General features: G+C 59.1%; 17 protein-coding genes and 2 pseudogenes. 6 read left to right on the plus strand and 13 right to left on the minus strand.

What is annotated here, in order from left to right:
* Positions 1 to 882, minus strand: coding sequence for a carbohydrate ABC transporter permease (locus ACWGTO_RS26310; protein ID WP_454577712.1), 882 nt, complete (start codon positions 880 to 882; stop codon positions 1 to 3).
* Positions 883 to 934: 52 nt separating this feature from the next.
* Positions 935 to 2,245 (minus strand): extracellular solute-binding protein, encoded by a 1,311-nt coding sequence (locus ACWGTO_RS26315; RefSeq protein WP_454577713.1) that lies wholly within the window; start codon positions 2,243 to 2,245, stop codon positions 935 to 937.
* 245 nt (positions 2,246 to 2,490) lie between these two features.
* On the opposite strand from ACWGTO_RS26315, the gene ACWGTO_RS26320 reads away from it, so the two are divergent.
* Entirely contained in the window at positions 2,491 to 3,639 is a 1,149-nt protein-coding gene (locus ACWGTO_RS26320; protein ID WP_454577714.1) for an ROK family transcriptional regulator, read from the plus strand.
* An 81-nt stretch (positions 3,640 to 3,720) separates the two neighbouring features.
* On the opposite strand, the gene ACWGTO_RS26325 is transcribed toward ACWGTO_RS26320, so the two are convergent.
* The 3 genes and pseudogenes from ACWGTO_RS26325 to ACWGTO_RS26335 form a co-directional block, all read right to left on the minus strand.
* Positions 3,721 to 4,029 carry a hypothetical protein gene (locus ACWGTO_RS26325; protein ID WP_454577715.1) on the minus strand — a complete coding sequence of 103 codons (309 nt, stop codon included), beginning with the start codon at positions 4,027 to 4,029 and terminating at the stop codon, positions 3,721 to 3,723.
* A 99-nt stretch (positions 4,030 to 4,128) separates the two neighbouring features.
* Positions 4,129 to 4,899, minus strand: coding sequence for an HAD-IIA family hydrolase (locus ACWGTO_RS26330; protein WP_454577716.1), 771 nt, complete (start codon positions 4,897 to 4,899; stop codon positions 4,129 to 4,131).
* 344 nt (positions 4,900 to 5,243) lie between these two features.
* Positions 5,244 to 5,433, minus strand: a pseudogene (locus ACWGTO_RS26335) (IS3 family transposase); the annotation flags it as partial.
* On the opposite strand from ACWGTO_RS26335, the pseudogene ACWGTO_RS26340 reads away from it, so the two are divergent.
* The 4 genes and pseudogenes from ACWGTO_RS26340 to ACWGTO_RS26355 form a co-directional block, all read left to right on the plus strand.
* A pseudogene (locus tag ACWGTO_RS26340) lies at positions 5,417 to 5,605 on the plus strand (ATP-binding protein); the annotation flags it as partial. The pseudogenes ACWGTO_RS26335 and ACWGTO_RS26340 sit on opposite strands and share 17 nt — an antisense overlap.
* Positions 5,606 to 5,815: 210 nt before the next feature.
* Positions 5,816 to 6,898, plus strand: coding sequence for a fatty acid desaturase family protein (locus tag ACWGTO_RS26345; RefSeq protein WP_454577717.1), 1,083 nt, complete (start codon positions 5,816 to 5,818; stop codon positions 6,896 to 6,898).
* A 54-nt stretch (positions 6,899 to 6,952) separates the two neighbouring features.
* On the plus strand, positions 6,953 to 7,786 hold the full coding sequence (locus ACWGTO_RS26350; RefSeq protein WP_454577718.1) for a 3-methyl-2-oxobutanoate hydroxymethyltransferase: 834 nt from the start codon (positions 6,953 to 6,955) through the stop codon (positions 7,784 to 7,786).
* 238 nt (positions 7,787 to 8,024) lie between these two features.
* Positions 8,025 to 9,323 carry an ABC transporter substrate-binding protein gene (locus ACWGTO_RS26355; RefSeq protein ID WP_454577719.1) on the plus strand — a complete coding sequence of 433 codons (1,299 nt, stop codon included), beginning with the start codon at positions 8,025 to 8,027 and terminating at the stop codon, positions 9,321 to 9,323.
* A gap of 197 nt (positions 9,324 to 9,520) precedes the next feature.
* Here ACWGTO_RS26355 and ACWGTO_RS26360 read toward each other — a convergent pair whose 3' ends face one another.
* From ACWGTO_RS26360 to ACWGTO_RS26375, 4 genes are all read right to left on the minus strand, one after another.
* A complete protein-coding gene (locus ACWGTO_RS26360) occupies positions 9,521 to 10,462 on the minus strand; it encodes an AraC family transcriptional regulator (RefSeq protein WP_454577720.1) in 942 nt (313 codons plus the stop codon).
* Positions 10,459 to 11,694 carry an NAD(P)/FAD-dependent oxidoreductase gene (locus ACWGTO_RS26365; protein WP_454577721.1) on the minus strand — a complete coding sequence of 412 codons (1,236 nt, stop codon included), beginning with the start codon at positions 11,692 to 11,694 and terminating at the stop codon, positions 10,459 to 10,461. Before ACWGTO_RS26365 ends, ACWGTO_RS26360 begins: the two co-directional genes overlap by 4 nt.
* The gene (locus ACWGTO_RS26370; RefSeq protein WP_454577722.1) at positions 11,691 to 12,002 is read right to left on the minus strand and encodes a MocE family 2Fe-2S type ferredoxin; all 312 of its coding nucleotides are present in this window, start codon (positions 12,000 to 12,002) and stop codon (positions 11,691 to 11,693) included. The genes ACWGTO_RS26365 and ACWGTO_RS26370 overlap by 4 nt, the downstream gene beginning before the upstream one ends.
* Positions 12,003 to 12,177: 175 nt before the next feature.
* A complete protein-coding gene (locus ACWGTO_RS26375; protein WP_454577723.1) occupies positions 12,178 to 13,209 on the minus strand; it encodes a sterol desaturase family protein in 1,032 nt (343 codons plus the stop codon).
* 194 nt (positions 13,210 to 13,403) lie between these two features.
* Here ACWGTO_RS26375 and ACWGTO_RS26380 point away from each other — a divergent pair, with 194 nt between their 5' ends.
* Positions 13,404 to 14,432 carry a LacI family DNA-binding transcriptional regulator gene (locus tag ACWGTO_RS26380; RefSeq protein ID WP_454577724.1) on the plus strand — a complete coding sequence of 343 codons (1,029 nt, stop codon included), beginning with the start codon at positions 13,404 to 13,406 and terminating at the stop codon, positions 14,430 to 14,432.
* A 38-nt stretch (positions 14,433 to 14,470) separates the two neighbouring features.
* Here ACWGTO_RS26380 and ACWGTO_RS26385 read toward each other — a convergent pair whose 3' ends face one another.
* From ACWGTO_RS26385 to ACWGTO_RS26400, 4 genes are all read right to left on the minus strand, one after another.
* Entirely contained in the window at positions 14,471 to 15,199 is a 729-nt protein-coding gene (locus ACWGTO_RS26385) for an SDR family oxidoreductase (RefSeq protein ID WP_454577725.1), read from the minus strand.
* 716 nt (positions 15,200 to 15,915) lie between these two features.
* Positions 15,916 to 17,088 (minus strand): Gfo/Idh/MocA family protein, encoded by a 1,173-nt coding sequence (locus ACWGTO_RS26390; protein ID WP_454577726.1) that lies wholly within the window; start codon positions 17,086 to 17,088, stop codon positions 15,916 to 15,918.
* 12 nt (positions 17,089 to 17,100) lie between these two features.
* Positions 17,101 to 18,156, minus strand: coding sequence for a sugar phosphate isomerase/epimerase family protein (locus tag ACWGTO_RS26395; RefSeq protein ID WP_454577748.1), 1,056 nt, complete (start codon positions 18,154 to 18,156; stop codon positions 17,101 to 17,103).
* Between the two features lie 10 nt (positions 18,157 to 18,166).
* Positions 18,167 to 18,985 (minus strand): SDR family oxidoreductase, encoded by an 819-nt coding sequence (locus ACWGTO_RS26400; protein WP_454577727.1) that lies wholly within the window; start codon positions 18,983 to 18,985, stop codon positions 18,167 to 18,169.
* Position 18,986 lies beyond the last annotated feature (1 nt).

Consider the following 18,986-nt stretch of genomic DNA (forward strand, 5'->3'; position numbering starts at 1 on the left):
TCAGCGTTCGTACTGCACGCGGCGTTCGAGATAGAGGAAGTGGAACGCGGTGACCGCCAACATGAAGATCATCAGCAGCACAGTCTGTGTTGCCGCACCCGACAGGTCGAAGCCGAGAAAGCCATCGACATAGATCTTGTAAACGAGAAGAGTTGTGGCGCCGCCAGGACCTCCCTTCGTCATCGTATCGACCAGCGAGAAGGCCGACACCACGCTGTCGGTGAACTCAAGCACCAGCGTCAGGAAGATCTGTGGCGTGATCAGCGGCAGCTGGATGTCGAAGATGCGCCGCCAGGGTCCGGCTCCGTCCATGGCTGCTGCCTGCTGCAGCGGTGCGGGAATGGCCAGAAGGCCGGCAAGTAGGATCACGAAATTGAACGGAATGCCGCCCCAGATATGGGCGGCGACCAGCATGATGAATGCATCGGTTCCGTTGATGCCAGGGTTCCAGATTCCCGGAAACCAATGGTTGAGCGGCATCAGGATGCCTACGAAGGGGTTGAAGATGAAGTTGAAGACCACGCCAATCGAGGCGCCTGCCACGGCTTTCGGCCACACAAGAATGTTGCGCGCGGGATAAGACAGGCGGATATGCCGGTCGGCCGCAAGCGCAAGCACCAATGGGACGAGGACGGCAAGCGTAGACGCGACGATCATGAAGACGATGGTCTTCCGCAGACTTTCCCAGAACGCCGGGTCCGAAAGGACGCGGGCGAAATTATCTAGTCCAACGAAGCTCGCTCCACCGAACGGCCGCTCGAGAAAGAAGGACCAGTAGAAGGCGTTGATGACCGGCAGATAGAAGAAGATCAGGATAAGCAACAGGAGCGGCGCCATCAGGGCAAACGCCGTCCAGCGACCCGAAAACAGGGTGGAAGACATGGGTGAGCCTTTGCGGTGGCGCGGGGAGCACGCTCCCCGCGCATTTTTGCAATCAGGGAAGCTTGGCGCCGCTATAAGTCGCCGCGAAGCGATTCAAAAGTTCGTCACCGCGGGTCTTGGCGTTGTCGAGCGCTTGCTGCATGGTCTGCTCGCCGTTGAACGCCTTCTGGACTTCTTCGGTCCAGCCGGCCCGGAACTGCGTGTAGAAGCCCAACCGGATGCCCCTGCTTGCCGGGGTCGCAGGCTTGTTGAGGGACTCAATGCCCAGGGCAGCCGCCTTGAATGCTGGCTGGTCCTGCTTGCCGCTTGCCCGCACGCTATCGAGCGCGCTCTGGGTGACCGGCACATAGCCGGTTGCCTCGGTCAAAGCAAGCTGCTGCACGGGCTGACGCAGGAAGTCCAGGAACGCTTTTGATGCCGCGTTTTCCTCGTCGCTGTGGCCCTTCATCAGCCAGATCGAACCGCCACCCACCAAGGTGTTGTGGCGTTCATGTCCTGCGTACATCGGGGTCAAACTTACTGTAAGCTCATACTTGTCTCCGAGACCGGCGAGCGCTGTCGTGTAGGAGCCCGAGGATCCTTCCATCATCGCGCATTCGCCACTGGTGAAGGCGGAGACGAACTTGCCGGCTTTGGTGTCGACGTCGAGGCGGACCAACCCTTCGTCGCGCCACTCTTTCAGGTTCTGCATGTGCTGGGCGATCAGGCCTTTGTTGAACACATATTTGGCATCCAACCCGCCGTATCCGTTGTCCTTGGTCGCGATCGGCTCACCGTGACGGGCGGCGAACTGCTCGAAGATGATCCAGGGCTCGGCGTTGGTGCCGTACGGGCAGCTGACGCCGGAAGCCTTGAGCTTGCGGGCCGCGTCGATGACCTCTTCCCAAGTTTCCGGCGTCTTGGTCACGCCAGCCTTCTCGAGCAGGGTCTTGTTGGTGTAGAACACCAGCGTCGATGCGTTGTAGGGCTGGGAGAACAGCCGACCGTCCGATGTCTGATAGTAGGACCGCGCGCCGCTGATATAGTCGTCCCACTTGACGTCGGGCAGCGCCTCGGAAAGCGGTACCGCTGCATCCGACAGCATGATGTCAAGCGTACCTGCGTCGAAGACCTGAAGCAGGGCCGGAGCGTTGCCGGCGCGGAAGGCGGCGATGGCCTTCTGCATTGCCACTTCGTAGCTGCCTTGGCCGACGCAGGTTACTTTGTCCTTTTCCTGTGACTTGTTGAATGCTGCGCAGGCAGCCTGAACGGCCTCCTCCGGCTTGCCGGTGTTGCCGTACCAGAACTCGATACTGGCCGCTTGGGCCGCTCCGGTGCCCAACATGGCCACCGCGACAGCCGTCGCTAACGTGTGCTGCTTCATGAATATTCCTCCCTTTGTTATGGCCCCCTTGATGGGCAGGACGTGTTATTACTACACCTTAAGAGTGACATTAACATGACACTTTAAGTGTGACAACACTTGGCCTGCCGGTAACGCCTGACGCTTCAAGCGTTGGAAAATGGGTTGACCGACCGCGTTGACGCATGCAGAACCCGTATTTGTGGTGAAGGTTTTTCACTCCCAGAATGTAAAACTCCGCGCCCGATCCTCGTAGCGTGCAATCCATGAGCTATTCCCCCACCGGGCAAATCGCCCACCGCTTCCTCAGAACGGCTCACGGAGACGTTGTGTCGACCAACGAGCGCTGGGTCCTACGCCAGATATGGCTGCACCCCGGAATTTCGCGCTCCGAAATCACGTCCCGCAGCGACCTCGCCCAGCAATCCATCCATCGCATCCTTGATCATCTTGGTGAGCGCGGTGTGATTAGCTTTGGTGAGCCGAAGAGCGGGCTTGGCCGTGGTCAACCGAGCCCGATGTTGTCGCTGAACGGCAGCTATGCCTATTCATGCGGCATCTCGGTGAATACCGATGTCATGGGCATCTGCCTGATGAATCTGGCAGGTGAAGTTCTTGGGCAGGGCAGCATTTCCCTGCATGGCCAGCCGGTCGATGATGCTCTGGCGGAAGCCCAGGAGAAAATCGCCAATCTGCGTCAAGCTCGCGATCTCGACCAAGAACGCTGCTTTGGTGTGGGCTTTGGCATCGCGGGCTACTATGTCGGCGGAACGCGCTACAATGCATCACTGCCGCTGCATCAGTGGTCGCTGATCGAACTCGGCCCAATGCTGACCGATTTCTTCCGTAGGCCGGTCTGGGTACACAGGGCGGGCAACGCCGGCGCCATCGCCGAGGCGCTGTTTGGCGTCGGCCGCCACATCAGGCACTTCGCCTATCTGTCCTTCAACTTTGGCTTCGGCGGCGGAATGATCAGCGACGGCGAGCTGATGGTGGGTGGGAATGGCAATGCCGGTGAGTTCGGCCATATTCTGAAGAGCGATGAGCCCCGTCCGGCGCTACAGTTCCTGATCGAGAGACTGCGTGCAAACGGCATCGATATACATTCAATTACCCAATTGCAGCGAGAATTCAAACCTGACTGGCCAGGGACTGCCGAATGGGTCGACGAAGCCACCCCTGCTTACAATCGGCTGATCGACGCTATCGTCGACATCTTCGACCCACAGGCGATCGTCTTCGGTGGTCAGGTGCCACCCGCTCTTGCGGAAATGTTCATCGCACGACGCAAGAGCGTCAGCAGCGCCCGGTATGGGGTTCCGCGCACGGTGGCCAAGCTGATTGTTTCCGAAATCGGCGGTGACGCGGCGGCGCTTGGTGCAGCCGCGGTGCCGTTCAAGGCCGAATTCTTCTAAAGCCTTGTTTGGTGCGCGGGTTCTCGATCAACGGCTGATCCCGGTCGAGCGTTTCTGTTGCCACGCTGGGCGCTTTTGGATTTAGGCAGAATATATTCGAGTGACCAGGACGGTTTCGCCGCGCCGGTCGGCGGCGTCGAGAATCTCAGCGAGCATGGGAGTTACCGGAACGAAAAGGCGCTTGCCGCCGGTCCTTCCCTTGTTCTTGGCCTGTATATTATCAAGTCCGTCGAATTGACGCTCGACACCATCGATCAGGACTCGGAGGGTTACGCGCTGGTCCCATCGCAGGTCTGCGACATCGCCTCGACGATTGCCAAGCCAAAGTGCAAGCCCGTAGCACGTGCGCGCGGAAGTGCCGACCGGCCAGCGCCGTTCAAATTGTTCCATTGCTTCGCGAAGCCACGCCTTCCAGCCGGTATAGGCAGGCCGCCATTCCACCGAGGCGGTAGGGTCTAGACCAATTTTCGCGCTGGCAAGTACTAGCAGTCAGGACCATAAATGGTCGGCGAGATCAGCCAGACGGTCGACGATCACATCCGGCCGGAAAGGAAAACGGGCCACGTCGGCCCGTGCCGTCGAACCGGTAAGAACAAGTGCGGATCGCATCCCGCATTCGAGGCCGGCAAGAATATCGGTGTCCATCCTGTCACCGACCAGCACAGTCTGCTCTGCACTGACGCCCAGTCTTTCCAGGGCACACCTGGTCATGAAGGAATTCGGCTTGCCGATGAAATAGGGCTTCACGCCAGTTGCTTTGGCAATCAGGGCAGCAACCGCCCCGCATGCCGGATGCAGCCCCTTTTCGGCTGGCACCGCAGGGTCCGGACTGGTCGCGATGAACCGCGCTCCTGCAGAAATAAGCTGCGCGCCTGTGGTGATCTCCTCGTAGTGATATGAGTCTGCGTCCCCGAGCACGACATAGTCGGGGGAAAGTTCCGTAAAACGGCTGCCCGCTGCCTGCAGCGCCGAAATCAACCCCTGATCGCCGATGGCATAGGCTGAGGCGCCTGGGAGCTGTTCGCTGACAAACCGCGCCGTTGCCAGGGCCGAAGTGTATATGTGGTGAGGTTCGACGGGAAATCCCATCCCACGTAGTCGGTGCGCGTGATCCTCCGGCGTGTACCGGGAATTGTTCGTGAAGATCTGAAAGGCCCGCATGTTTTCGACTAGGGCACCGACGAAGTTGGCTGATCCTTCGACAGGAGTTCCTCCGCGTACAAGTACCCCGTCCATATCCAGAAGATAGGCGATTTCCATCGTTGTCTCGACCTCCTTGAGTTGCAATCGCATACATGCAAAGGCAGCCCACCGTGGGAAGTCAGCTCATTTGCTCAGCGTAGAAATGGGATACTTCAACCTGAAAAAGGCGAGACAGGCCGGCGACTTGGACTTCGGCGTCATCGAACTCACGGTGATCTCGTCGAACAGGTCAAGGCAGAGCCAAGGCTGGGCGGGGTAGACGGTCACTTTACTGGGGGTGGGTCCCGATGGATGCATTCCCGGTGTGGCGGGACCGCCGGTGGGATCATGCTGACGAAACTGTGGCCTGCTGCCGGTTTTTGGGACAGGAGGTTAAGCTAACATAGCTTATTCCTCGAACTTCACGGGCCCAGACAGCCCAGTGTCGAGTGTCTCCGTGGAGGGTTGTCGAAGTGCTCAATGTAGTCGAACACATCCGCCCTGGCGGCGTCTCTCGTCCTGCAAACCTTGCGGGCCGTGCGTTCGGTTTGTCAATGACGAGAAGAGGCTCTCTATGGACGCATTGTCCCAGACATTGCCCGACCGGCTGATCCATCATTGCCATATCCTAGAAACCGGAAACGACAGCTTCCGGTTCAAAAACAGCTCGGCACATAGTGCTATCAACCATCTCGGGATAGGTGCCGTGTTCACAGTCCTTGGTAGTGCGACAGCTTCGGCAGCGCCTGGATATTTGCGAGGTCCAAGCAGGAGGGTGGCGTAATTGCGACCGCCCGAGGTGTGCCGTATCGCGTCGTCAGCCAAACTCTAACTGGCATAAAAGTATCAGCTTTTGAATGGGCCGGCCTAGAGTCAAGTGCAAGCTGTCCCTATTTTTGTCACGAACAAGCTTGGACCCGGTGCGGCCCGGTCCAACTACCCATATGCAAAAATTGGAATCGCTGCGCACTGCGCTTGGTCGGTGGAGGATGCCGTGCCTGTTGAAGTGACACGTCGTGACTACAGCCTTATCGGAAGGGATACCAGGGCAGCGATCGAGAGCGGACTGTCTGCCGCCACGTGGTATGCCTGCCCCATTTCCCGCAAGGATCTGAAGGAACTGATGAAGCGCACGGATGGTCCGGCGATCAGAGACACGATAATCTGGCTCTCGCTCTTGTTCGTATCCGGCGTTCTCGGTTTTTTCGCTTGGGGGACGCTATGGGCGGTCCCCTGCTTCGTCGTATACGGTGTGCTCTATGGGTCGGCTTCTGACTCGCGCTGGCACGAATGCGGTCACGGCACAGCGTTCAAGACGCGCTGGATGAACGATGTCGTTTATCACATCGCAAGCTTCATGCTGCTGCATGAGCCAACTGTGTGGAAGTGGAGCCACACCCGGCATCATACCGATACAATAATTGTGGGCCGTGATCCGGAAATTGCGGTACCGCGCCCACCGGATGTTTTCGGCATACTGTTGGACACGCTGGTGCTGAAGCGCGGGTTCGCCGCCTTCAAGAACTTGTTGTTGCACGCCGCTGGCCGATTGACCGAAGGGGAAAAGACCTTCATTCCCGAAATGGAGCAGTGGAAGGTCTATCTGGTTGCACGTATTTATGTGGCGATCTACTTCGCGGTAATTGCCGCATGCGTCTACACCAACAGCATCCTGCCCGCGATGTATGTAGGGCTTCCGAGCTTCTACGGCGGCTTCTTCACGCTTTTTTTTGGTCTAACGCAACACGCCGGACTTTCGGAGGATGTGCTCGACCATCGGCTCAACAGCCGCACCGTATACATGAACCCTGTCTTCCGGTTCATCTACTGGAACATGAATTACCACGTCGAGCATCACATGTTCCCGATGGTGCCCTACCACGCCTTGCCGAGGCTGCATGAGGCCGTCAAGGTCGATTGTCCACCAGCCTACACCAGCTGTTTCGTCGCTTACAAAGAAATCATTCCTGCGATCTGGCGGCAGGTGAAGGACCCAACCTATTTCGTAAAGCGCGAGCTGCCATCCGGTGCAAAGCCAGTTCCCTACAATCACGGGACCCAGATCATCGCCGGGTAACCAGATCGGAGCGTTTCAGATTTCGCTGGTGATGTTAACCCAGCCAGAGGACGAGTGGCCACTAACGCCGAGAACCGGGAGGGCAATGTGAAGAAACGGCCATCCGTCTACGACCTGCTGCAGCTTAAAGGCAAACGGCAGTTGCTCGAGCTGCATGTCGATGATGAATGTGAGGGTGCTGCCGCCGAAGCCGCCGGCATCGATATTTTCAGCTGCGAGGTGAACGCCAAACTGCCTCTCATTCGAGAGGCGGCACCGGCCACCTTCATTCAGGCCGCCATCCCCCACGGCTCCATCTCTGGACCGGAGACTGGGGTACGCAAAGGCTTTGAGGTTCTCGCCCTGGGGGCCGATGCTGTCTACTGCACAGCCAGCCCCAAAGTCATCGAAGCGATGGCCAACGAGGGGATTCCCGTCACCAGCCATGTAGGGCTGGTACCCAACTGGTCGACGTGGACCAACTACCGCGCCATCGGCAAGACACCGATCGAGGCCATGCAGGTCTACCGCAAGATGAAAACCCTTGAGAGTGCGGGCGCATGGGCCGTCGAGGTCGAGGTCGTGCCGGTCAAGATTGCAGCCTTTCTCACTGCAAACACGTCGATGCTGACAGAGGGAATGGGCAGCGGTTCCGTCTGCGACACCCAGTACCTTTTCAGCAGCGATGTGCTTGGCACCAACACCGGCCATTATCCACGCCACGCCAAGCGGTACGCCGATCTTGCAAGCGAGCTCGAACGACTTCAGGAAATGCGCGTGCGCGCGATTGCCGCCTTCGTGGCAGACGTCAAGAACGGCACCTATCCTGAGCCGAAGCATGGTGTTGATGTGAACGAGGACGTGTTTGAAGAGTTCCTGACACTCATCGGTTCGCCGCGGGCGAGCTGAAGTTCTGAGGCATCATGAGCCCCGTACATTCACGGCAACGGGATCCCCTTTGTGTTTCCGGATCGCGTAGCAGCCTCGCCTAAGCGCATACAAGTATCATTTTTTGACAAACCGGTGGCTAGAAGCATCAGGCAAAGTCAATAAGCTTTGGGCTGGGTGCAGGCTGGGAGGAAGCGGTCAACCCGCTCCAGCTGGCACTTTTGAACCGCAGCTGATCGCTGCCAAAGGGAGGTTATAAATGCGAATCTTCATCAAGGGCGCCCTCGGCGCTCTGTTTTCCGCTGCCCTGGCATCCACGGCTCTTGCAGAGACCATTACGATCGCCACCGTGAACAACGGTGACATGATCCGTATGCAGACGATGACGGACGATTTCACCAAAAAGAACCCGGACATCCAGCTGAACTGGGTGACGCTCGAAGAGAACGTCCTGCGCGAGCGTGTCACTACCGACATCGCCACCAAGGGTGGCCAGTACGACATTATGACGATAGGCACCTATGAGACGCCGATCTGGGCCAAGCTCGGCTGGCTGATCCCGCTCGAGAACCTGGGCGCTGACTACGATGTCGATGACCTGTTGCCGGCAGTCCGGACGGCGCTTTCAACTGACGGCAAGCTTTATGCTGCCCCGTTCTACGCCGAAAGCTCCCTGATCATGTACCGCAAGGATCTCTTCGAGAAGGCCGGCTTGAAGATGCCTGAGAAGCCAACTTGGGACTTTGTCGCTGATGCCGCGCGCAAGACTACGGATCGCGCCAACGGTGTGAACGGCATCTGCCTGCGCGGAAAGGCCGGCTGGGGTGAAAACATGGGCTTTCTCAATGCTCTCGCTCATTCCTTCGGCACCCACTATTTTGCCGACGACTGGACACCCCAGTTCGATCAGAAGGGCTGGAAGGATGTGCTTACCTTCTATGTCAACCTGATGAAGGACGCTGGGCCTACTGGCGCGGTCTCCAACGGATTCAACGAGAACCTCGCGCTGTTCCAGCAGGGCAAATGCGGCATGTGGATCGACGCCTCGGTCGCCGCCAGCTTCGTCTCCGATCCGAAAAACTCGAAGGTAGCCGACAAGGTTGGCTTCTCGATCGCTCCCGATCAGAACGGGACCGGCAACCGCGGCAACTGGCTGTGGTCGTGGGCGCTCGCCGTTCCAGCTGGATCCAAGAAAGTCGACGCCGCCCAGAAGTTCATCTCATGGGCGACCAGCAAGAGCTACACTGAACTCGTCGCCGCCAAAGAAGGATGGGCAAACGTTCCACCCGGTACCCGCAAATCTCTATACGAGAATAAGGATTACCTGGCTGCGGCGCCGTTTGCGCAGATGACTCTGGATGCAATGAACGCAGTCACCGACGACGTGCCGCATGAAAGCGGCAACTTCCCCACTATCGCTGAATACCAGGGCATCGGCACGACTGTGGGACAGCTGTTCTCGGCTGCACTCGCAGGTGACAAGACAATCGACGATGCTCTCACCGAGGCGCAGGCCGCGACGGTCGCCGCCATGAAGGAGGCCGGCTATATCAAGTAGCCTGCGTGACGCGGCCGTCACACCCTCCCTGTGGCGGCCGCGGCAGCTTTCTGGACGACCCGTGCCAACACGACTGATTGGATACAGTCCTCCAATGTCTGTGATATCGACGAGGGAGGCGTCATCCGTGGGACGGAAAAACCTGTGCTAATCTACGGGTCGCCGGAACCCCTTGGCGACCTAGGCGTCGCTCTCGCTCACGCCGGCACCAGCCACTTGCTGTGCGCCAATTTTCTATACGCCGACGGGGTCTTTCCGACCTGATTCAAAAATATCCGGTTGAAATTCGACAGGTTGGAATACCCTACTTCGAAGCAGATCTCAGCGATTGGCTTCGCTGTCTCCGACAGAAGGCGGCATGCCCTGCCGACGCGCAGGCTAGTGACATAGTCGGTGAAGCTGCGGCCACTGTTTTTCTTGAAGAAACGACTGAAGGTGCTTTCCGACATGTTGACGAGACCTGCTACCTCCGGGACGTAGACGTTACCCGTGAAATGCTCGTGTATGTAGCGGATTGATTTCTGCATCTTGTCGAGCGCGGCCGGATCGTTGTCAGGGAAAAAGTCCGGCGAGGAGAGTACCTCGAAGCTCTCGGCATTGGCGAGAAAATTGAGCAGTTCGAAGAACCTGGTGAGGCGCAGCATGCCGCTGGCCGAGCCGATCGCTTCGAGCATTTCGCCGCCTAGATGAGCTGCGTTGCCTTTGAAAAGGATGCCTCGCTTTGCGGTCAAAAGAAACGCTGCGAGCCCATTGATCTCCGGGAAATATGGGCTCGCTTGCCGCAGCCGTTCGGGGTCGAATTGCAACACCACGTCGCGCCCGCTGATCGTTTCGCCCTGTTCGATATGCGATATCCAATCGTGAGGCAGTCCGCCGCCGATAACGGTGAGCTGACCCGGTAGAAACTCACCGATGTAATCTCCCACGAAGGCGGTTCCTGCCGACTTCCGGATCAGATGGATTTCGTATTCCGGATGAAAATTCCACACGGATCGCGCCCATGGGTAATCATCGATGCGCCATATGAAGGAGTGTCCCTCGGGCGTCAGTATCTGCTCGAACTTGGGGCGCGCAGCAGAAAGATTGGGAGCGCAGCGGCGTTTCGGTGTCTCAACGCGCCTGTCGTCTGGACCGGTCATGACAATAGCGCTTTGAGTTTGAAATCGGCTAACCGCAGCTGTGCGGGCGGAGGGGAGGCTCTTTTTGCTATCAGCATCTCAGACAGCCTGATGTCGCGCGCCACCACATTGCCCTGGCCGATGCCGCTTGCCGCGACCAGGCGGCCGTCCCCAGCCAGATGGAACAGGATGAATGCGCCGTCATCGAGGTCGCGGCGCACGACGCTGCTGCCTTCGTCCGAGAGCCCGGCAATCTGCAGAGTGAGGCCGTACTGATCCGACCAGAACCAGGGCACAGCGGCATGGAACTCGCCGGCGCCCAGCATGTTCCTAGCCGCCAGTGCGCCCTGCTCCTGGGCATTGCGCCAGGCTTCCAGCCGCACCCGCCTTCCGCCATAGACGGCAAGCGGGAACGAACAGCAATCGCCAGCGGCGAAGACGTCCGGATCGCCGGTGCGAAGTTCGGCGTCGACGGCGATGCCGTTGTCGATGGACAATCCCGCTTCCGCGGCCAGCCCGGTCACCGGCACGGCGCCGATGCCGATCACTGCGAGATCGGCGACGATTTCCTTGCCGTCGACAAGGGTAATGCGCACCTCGGCACCGTCATCGGCAATGGCCGCGATGCCCTGACCGGCGAGGATCGTCACGCCCTCGGCTTTGTGCTGCGTGTGGATGATCGCGGCGATTTCGGCCGGTACGCCGCGCATCAGGATGCGCGGTTGGGCTTCTATGACGGTGACGGTGGCGCCGAGCTTGCGCGCCGAGGCGGCGAGCTCGAGGCCGATGAAGCCGCCACCGACGATTGCCACGCGGTTTCCGGACCTGAGATGAGCACGGATGGCCAGTGCATCGTTGAAGGTTCTGAGATACACGCAGCGCGCGCCGACGCCCGGCATAGGCAGCTTGCGCGGCAGCGAGCCGGTCGCCAGCAGGAGTTTGTCGTACGGCAGCTCTGAGTCGTCCGACAGGCGCACGACATGGGCTGCGCGGTCGATCGCCACGGCCTGAACCGAATGGATATGCCGGATCGATCGCTCGGCCAGCAGTTCTTCGCTGGTGATCGCCTTGATCGCCAGCGCATCGCCGGTCATCGCCTCTTTCGACAGCGGCGGCCGCTCATAGGGCAGGTGCGGCTCGTCGCCGACCAACGTCACGGGACCCTCGTAGCCGAGATCGCGTAGCGCAAGCGCCGCGCGTCCGCCGCATTCGCCGGCGCCGATGATGACCATCCCCTTCGTCATCACAGTCATCCGATCTGAATGAGGACTTTGCCCGCGTCGACCTTGACCGGATAGGTCCTGAGGTTGACGCAGACCGGCGCGCCTCTTGCGTCGCCGGTCTTGTAGTTGAAGCGGCCATTGTGCTTCGGGCATTCGATGATGTCGTCCATCACCAGCCCATCGGCCAGGTGCACTTTCTCATGCGTGCAGAGGCCGTCGGTGGCGAAATATTCGTCGTCCGGGCTGCGATAGATGGCGAAGGTGCGGCCGCCATGGTCGAACCGCATCACGTCTTCTTCGTCGATGTCTCCGGCTGTGCACGCTTCGATCCAAGCCACGGGTTCCTCCAACTTGATTGCTGATGGTGTGCAGACAGCGGACTGCTGCGGTAAGACGGTTCGTCAGTAGCCGTTGCCGAGAGCGGAATGCCGCCACCATGTCGGCGCACGTCGACGTGCGGGAGGCCTTGGCCGGCCCGCCTTATGCCTGTTGAACGCTTTGGTCTGAAGCTCGCTACTCAACCGGTGCGGCGGCGTCTTGCTTCCTGTCAAGGCGTTCGCGCTTGCGGAGGAAGCGTTCTTGCATTCGCCGTTCACCCTCCGCCGAGCCGTCGTGCCAGGTGCCAAACCACCTATCCCACGGCAATGCACCGTCGTCGCAGTAGTTCACCTCGAAGTACTTGTGGTGGAGGTAGTGTGCGTAGGCGTGGCTGTTGACGGTGGTATTTTCAGCCACCTCCATTTTGTCGAACCCGATATGACCAACGACGGCGCCGAATGCTGCCAGGTTCCACTGGTAGACCACGATAAACGGGTTGGAGAACAGAACCAGGTGCCAGAACGTGGAGGCGAAGTAGAGGAAGCCCTCGACCGGATGCATGGACAGCGACGACCAGGGTGACGGATTGACGGAATTGTGGTGGACCGAATGAACATACCTGTACATCGGTCCCCAGTGGATAAAGCGGTGAATGAAGAAGAAATTCGCCTCGTGGATGATGGGAGCGACCAGCACGAGGACTGCAAACCAAATCGGATGCTGAGCGAACGCAATCATAGGCACCGTGCCATTCGCGAACGCCCATAGAGCAACCACCTCGACTGCGGTTCCTACAGGCACGCAAATCAGGAAGCTGCGGATGAAGTTGTCGATGTTCTGGCTCTTGAACATGAATACGTCGGACGGCTGCTCGGATGGGAACTTGCCATTGAACTTGAACCGCCGGTCCTGAGCCCGCCGAACGTAGAAACGCCATTCAAGGAAACCGTAGAACGCAACGATCGCGACCCAATTGAGCACTAAGAGGTGGAGTATCCACCCCCATGAGAACGTGGCCATGGCCTGAAAATCGGGCATCAGCCAGACCCACCAGACAAGCGATGTGACGAAGAAAAGAAAGTTGAAGCCGAAGAGATAGTCTCGCAGCCACAGTAGGGTCTTCGTGGCACTGAATGGCAGGCTTGTTATTGGCGGAAGGCTCAGCGGTTCGTTCGGCTGGTAATCGCCGCGTTTGTTGCGCGTTCCGTATTGGAGATCGTCAACCATGTCGGGCCTCCCGAGTTGTGGCGGTCACGGCTTGTTCGTAATTCTCATGCCACATTGACCTACAGCGGCTCAAGAGATAGGTTCATTTAAGAACCATATTGGATCATTTGGATCATGTTTCGATATGCTTTGATCCAAAGAAGTTCACGATTCACCCAGTTCATGAGCCGTTTTGACCTCGACGGAGCCTTTATATGGCGCGCCCCACCATCAGCGATCTAGCCGACGCGGCCGGATTGTCGACTTCAACTGTAAAAAGGGTCATCAGTGGCGGAGGCTTGGTTCGGGCGGATACCATGGAACGGGTCCGCGCCGCGGCTGAAGAGATTGGTTTCTATGGTCTAGGTTCGATCCGCGGCAGCATCGCGTCGCGACGGCCACAGCACACATTCGGCATCATTTTGCAGCAACCTAACCATGCCTTCGGTCAGTCAGCCACCGAAGGCCTGGAGGTCGCGGCGAAGGCAATCATTGACAGGGATATCCGGCTCCGGGTCTACCAACTCGACGACCTGTCGCCCGAGCATGTTGCAGCCCAAATCTCAAATCTTGATGCAGACGTGGAAGCGGTGGCAATCGTTGCGGCGGAGCATCCAATCGTCACGGAGGCTATCGACCGCCTTGCTGAACGCGGGGTACCCGTCTTCGCGCTCGTCTCGCCTCTTTCAGCCCGCTTACTAAGCGGCTACATCGGGCTTGATGGCTGGAAGGTCGGTCGAACTGCTGCCTGGGCTTTCGAAACGGCGTGCCGGCAACCCGGAAAGCTGGGTATTCTCGTCGGAACCCACCGATATCGGTGTCATGAACTCAATGAGGCAGGCTTTCGCTCCTACTTCCGGGAGCATGGAGGCGACTTCACCCTGCTCGAGGCCGTGTCAACGTTTGAGTCGGAAGGCATTGCCCGCGAGGTCACCGATAAATTGCTTCGCGAGCACGACGACGTGGTCGGGATTTATGCCGCGAGCGGCGGAATTGCGGGTGTTGTTGGTGCCATTCGGGACGCCGGCAAAAAGGGGAAGATCGTGGTCGTAACATACGACCTTTCTGCCGCGACAAAGGAGGGGCTGCTGAACAAATCCCTTACCTTGGTGATCTCCCATCCTTTCATGAAAATCGGTCAGGAAGCGATCACAGCGATGCTGCGCGCGGTGCAAAGCTCCTCGGACGTGGGTCTGCAAACAGTCTACCTGCCGTTCGATGTGCTTACGCCGGAAAACCTATGAGGTGCCTCGTTACAGGCCAAGGGGGGCGCCGCCTCGGGTCAAAGGTCGAAGTTGCTGGGCATCATGACCACATCCCGGATAGTCATTCCGCGCGGCCGAGTCAGCATGAACAGCACTACGTTGGCCACTTCGCTGGCCTCCAACAAACTTCCCGCTTCCTTCGCCTCTTTCAGTTTCTCGGGCGGCCAATCGGCCAGCAGGGCGCTGATCACGGGGCCGGGCGAGACAGAGCCTACGCGGATCCCGTGCTTGAACACCTGGCGACGGACGGTTTGAACAAAGCAGTTGATTGCCCATTTGGAGGAAGCGTAGACCGGCTCCCACGGTGTGGGAAAGTGAGCTGCCAACGAACTCGTCACGATGACATCGCCGCCGCCGCGCTCGATCATGTGCGGCAGCACATCGTGTACGTTCTTCATCACGACGTTCACGTTCAAATTCAGCATGCGATCGATAGCAGCAGTGTCGTTGTCGATCAGGTCGCCTCCGACGTAGATGCCGGCGTTTGCGTGGAAGATGTCAAGCTGACCGGCAGCTTCCAGAACTCTCGGAAGCAGTGTCGCGCAGTCCTTTACGTCGAGGAGATCAATAACGACTGGCATGAGCGCAGCGCCATGTTTCTCGCGCAATCGATTGAGGGCTGCCTCATCACGGTCAATCATAACCACGCGGGCGCCTGCACCGAGCATCGCCTCGGCACTGGCCAAGCCGATCCCAGATGCGGCGCCAGTCACGGCAGCGACCTTGCCCCTCAATTCATTTGTCATGGATTGACGCTCACTATCTGATAACCGCCCTAAACTTGAATACTATCGTCGCCCCAACGGCGCGCTCTACCGCGCGCTATGCAATGGATGATACTTTTCTGTTCGCTGCGCTAGCCGGCGGTTGAGGAGGTATCCCGATTGGCTTAGAGGTGTGTCTAAATGCACAGAAATTGATTTCGCGAGGACACCGTCGTCGAAATGATACGGCTGAGCGGCGTGCAAATCAGGGCAGGCGGCTCCGTTCTGCCTGGCTAACCATCCGCTAAACCATTGATTTTCCTTCGCAGTCTCACGCCCTTCCTGGCCAACCATTATCGTTATTTATCAATGGCTTAGCGCCAGTTTCTTCCTTCGGTTAGCCAGGTTCGAGTGGCGAACCTCCGCGCATCGCTTTGATTTTGTTGAGTTATGGTGGGCTGCTGAGGACTCGGTTGCAACGGAGGCGGAATGCACGCAGGCGCCAAGAGGCGCGCCGAGATCAAAAGCCCGATCGCGATTGGGTCTGAAGCTTCTCTTGGCTAGCGGGTCCAATGATCGCGGCGGAGCGCCCATGCGAGCCCGAGCTTCTGACTTGGCAATGAGACACTGACGAATGGCGGCTCCTGACGCAGGCGCGTACGTCATAGAGATCGCTGCACTTAGGGCTCCAAGCAGCGCGTCTATGCACTCACCAAGCTCGACCGGATTGGGCAGTTGCCAACTGCGGGTAGAGCCAATCATACCGCAGCAGGTGTCAACCAGGACGGATTCCCGGCGCTTGCGCTGTCTACCACGGCATCGACAAATGCCACACCTTTCAGGCCGTCATAGGCGGTCGGTATATCGCAGCCTATCGCACTGGGTTCACGCTTTTCCCGCTTGGCGTGGATCGCCTCCGCAAACCCGGCGTACAGGTTGGCGAACGCTTCCAAGTAACCCTCGGGATGTCCGGGCGGCGTGCGGGTGCGGGCCCTCGCTCCGTCGCTGAGATTGTCCGCGCCGCGTTTGATGATCTCGGTTCTTCCGCCGAGGCGCGCATGGACAAGCTCATTCGGCTGTTCCTGGAACCAGGTCAGCGAAGCTTTCTCCCCGAATACGCGCAGCCGCACGCCGTTTGACGATCCCAGCGCCACCTGGGAAGACCATAGAAGCCCGCGGGCGCCACCTTGATAGCGGAGCATCACATGCGCGTTGTCATCGAGCGCTCGCCCTTGGACGAACGTGGCGAGATCTGCCGTAAGAGACTCGAGCTGAAGGCCGGAGACGAAACCTGCGAGGTGATAGGCATGGGTGCCGATGTCGCCGATCGAGCCGCCTCTGCCGTTCTTCTTCGGGTCGGTGCGCCATGCCGCCTGAGCGTTGCCCTCGGCTTCGATCGCCGTCGCCATCCATTCGAGCGGATATTCGACCTGGATGGTCCGGATCTTTCCCAGTTGTCCGGTCGCGACCATGTGCCGGGCCTCATGCACCATCGGATAGCCCGAATAGGTATAGGTCACGCCCATGAACCTGCCGCTGTCCCGCACCAGCTTCTCGAGTGCGACGGCGTCGACCAGTGTCGCTGTCAGAGGCTTCTCGCAAATCACGTCAAAGCCGGCTTCCAAGAATGCCTTGCTGATCGGAAAATGCGTGAAGTTTGGTGTGCAGATGGCGACTGCGTCGATCCGGTCGTCGCGAGACAACTCTCCGGCGATCATCGCGTTGTAATCGTCGTAAGATCGAGCGCGATCGAGCCCCTCGCTGGTCGCGAAGGCATGCCCGCGGGCCGCGTCGACGTCGAACGCGCCGGCCACAAGTTGCCAAGCGCCGTCCTGCCTCGCAGCAATGCGGTGAATGTTGCCGATGTAGGCTCCCTGGCCACCTCCCACCATACCCAGCCGGAGGGGCCTCTTTGTCGTTTTGTCGGACATTCTGTCTATGCCTTATTCAAGCCCGAGCATCGCTCGGTTCGCGGCCTTGTTGGCGCCAGATTTCACAAAATCGTCGAAAGCTCGGTCGGCGACGCGGATGATGTATTCGCGAATGAACTTGGCGCCTTCGGCTGCGCCGTCTTCAGGGTTCTTGATGAAACATTCCCACTCGAGAGTGGCCCAGCCGTCGAAGCCGTAGGTGGAGAGCTTCGTAAAGATAGTCCCGAAGTCTACCTGGCCGTCGCCGAGCGACCGGAAACGCCCCGCGCGCTTGGACCATGGCTGGAACCCACCATAAGCGCCGGTCTTGCCGTCGGGCCGGAACTCCGCGTCCTTGACGTGGAACATCTTGATCCGCTCATGGTAATGATCGATGAAGGCCAGATAGTCCAAAGCCTGCAGGACAAAATGGCTCGGGTCGTAGAGGATGTTGCAGCGCGGGTGGTTGCCGACCCGCTCAAGGAACATCTCGAACGTCAGCCCGTCATGAACGTCTTCGCAGGGATGGATCTCGAAGCAGAGGTCGACACCCTGTTCGTCGAAATCGTTGAGGATTGGCAGCCAGCGACGGGCAAGTTCGTCGAAGGCATCGTCGACCAGACCTTCTGGCCACTGCGGATAAGGATAGAGGTAAGGCCAGAGTAGCGTGCCTGTGAAACTCACGTGACGGTCGATGCCGAGATTACGCGAGGCCCGCGCCGCAAACCTCATCTGTTCCTCCGCCCAGGCGCGCCGCGCGGCCGGATTGTTGTGAACGACTGCCGGCGCGAAGCTATCCATGATCCGGTCGTGAGCCGGATGCACAGCCACCAGCTGACCGGTGATGTGTGATCCGAGTTCTGGAAGTTCGAGACCTTCCTCGCCAAGGACGCCCTTGAGTTCATCGCAGTACGTCTTGCTCTCGGCCGCACGCTTCATATCGATGAGGCGCGTGTCCCAGGTCGGAATCTGTACCCCGGCGAAGCCCTTGTTGGCGACCCAGCCGGCAATGTCGGGGAGGGTGTTGAAAGGCGCGTCGTCGGTTGCGAACTGGGCCAGGTATATGCCAGGCCCCTTTATCGTTCTCATGGTTGCCTCCTCATGCGGATAAAGCCGCTGCGGGAGCCGGCGGGCCGCCGTCATAAGCTCCCCAGACTGATTGATCGAAATGGACCACGGCGCCGGTCATCATCCCGGAATCGTCAGATGCCAGGAAGAGAACGGCGCGAGCAACTTCCTCGGGCGCGAGCAGGCGACCAAATGGCTGAGCCGCCGCGGCTTTGGCAAGCCAGTCGGGCTCCGCATGGTGGTACTCCCGCTGTACCTTGTCCTCCCCGTCTGAAGCCATCCAGCCGATATCGAGCTGGTTCACGCGGATCTGGTTGCGCATGAGAGCGTAGCCCGAGTTCCGGGTAAGAGTCGCGAGCGCTCCCTTCGATGCTGAGTAGGAGGAAAGGAAGGGTTGTCCCGCCCGTTCAGACGCCGAGCCGATGTTGACGATACTTCCCTTGATGCCGCGGCCTATCATCAGCCTGGCGGCTTCCTGCATCAGGAAGAACGGAGCCCGCACGTTGATTGCGAACATGCGATTGAAGAGTTCGGGAGACGTATTGAGCAGATTTCCTCGGTCGGTGAGGCCAGCCGCATTCACGAGGATGTCGACGCGCTCGTGTTTGGCTTCTGCGTAGGCCAAAACAGCCCGGCAATGGTCGACATTCTGAAGGTCGGCCACGACGAACGAGATCTCAGCACCGGTATCATCAGCGATCGTTTTGGCGACAGCTTCGCCTTTGTCGCGATCGCGACCGCACGTGACGATTCCCGCCGCGCCCGCTTGTGCAAAAAGCCTAGCAATGGCCGCGCCAAGTCCCTGCGTGCCGCCGGTGACGACCGCTATTTTCCCGTCAATTCGGTTCACG

The organism is Mesorhizobium sp. PL10 (assembly GCF_053714315.1).

What these genes read in the sequence shown, in the direction of transcription:
- ACWGTO_RS26310 (WP_454577712.1), bottom strand. Translation starts at nt 882, where the DNA reads ATGTCTTCCACCCTGTTTTCGGGTCGCTGGACGGCGTTTGCCCTGATG.
- ACWGTO_RS26315 (WP_454577713.1), bottom strand. Translation starts at nt 2,245, where the DNA reads ATGAAGCAGCACACGTTAGCGACGGCTGTCGCGGTGGCCATGTTGGGC.
- ACWGTO_RS26320 (WP_454577714.1), top strand. Translation starts at nt 2,491, where the DNA reads ATGAGCTATTCCCCCACCGGGCAAATCGCCCACCGCTTCCTCAGAACG.
- ACWGTO_RS26325 (WP_454577715.1), bottom strand. Translation starts at nt 4,029, where the DNA reads ATGGAACAATTTGAACGGCGCTGGCCGGTCGGCACTTCCGCGCGCACG.
- ACWGTO_RS26330 (WP_454577716.1), bottom strand. Translation starts at nt 4,899, where the DNA reads ATGGAAATCGCCTATCTTCTGGATATGGACGGGGTACTTGTACGCGGA.
- ACWGTO_RS26355 (WP_454577719.1), top strand. Translation starts at nt 8,025, where the DNA reads ATGCGAATCTTCATCAAGGGCGCCCTCGGCGCTCTGTTTTCCGCTGCC.
- ACWGTO_RS26360 (WP_454577720.1), bottom strand. Translation starts at nt 10,462, where the DNA reads ATGACCGGTCCAGACGACAGGCGCGTTGAGACACCGAAACGCCGCTGC.
- ACWGTO_RS26365 (WP_454577721.1), bottom strand. Translation starts at nt 11,694, where the DNA reads ATGACTGTGATGACGAAGGGGATGGTCATCATCGGCGCCGGCGAATGC.
- ACWGTO_RS26375 (WP_454577723.1), bottom strand. Translation starts at nt 13,209, where the DNA reads ATGGTTGACGATCTCCAATACGGAACGCGCAACAAACGCGGCGATTAC.
- ACWGTO_RS26380 (WP_454577724.1), top strand. Translation starts at nt 13,404, where the DNA reads ATGGCGCGCCCCACCATCAGCGATCTAGCCGACGCGGCCGGATTGTCG.
- ACWGTO_RS26385 (WP_454577725.1), bottom strand. Translation starts at nt 15,199, where the DNA reads ATGACAAATGAATTGAGGGGCAAGGTCGCTGCCGTGACTGGCGCCGCA.
- ACWGTO_RS26390 (WP_454577726.1), bottom strand. Translation starts at nt 17,088, where the DNA reads ATGTCCGACAAAACGACAAAGAGGCCCCTCCGGCTGGGTATGGTGGGA.
- ACWGTO_RS26395 (WP_454577748.1), bottom strand. Translation starts at nt 18,156, where the DNA reads ATGAGAACGATAAAGGGGCCTGGCATATACCTGGCCCAGTTCGCAACC.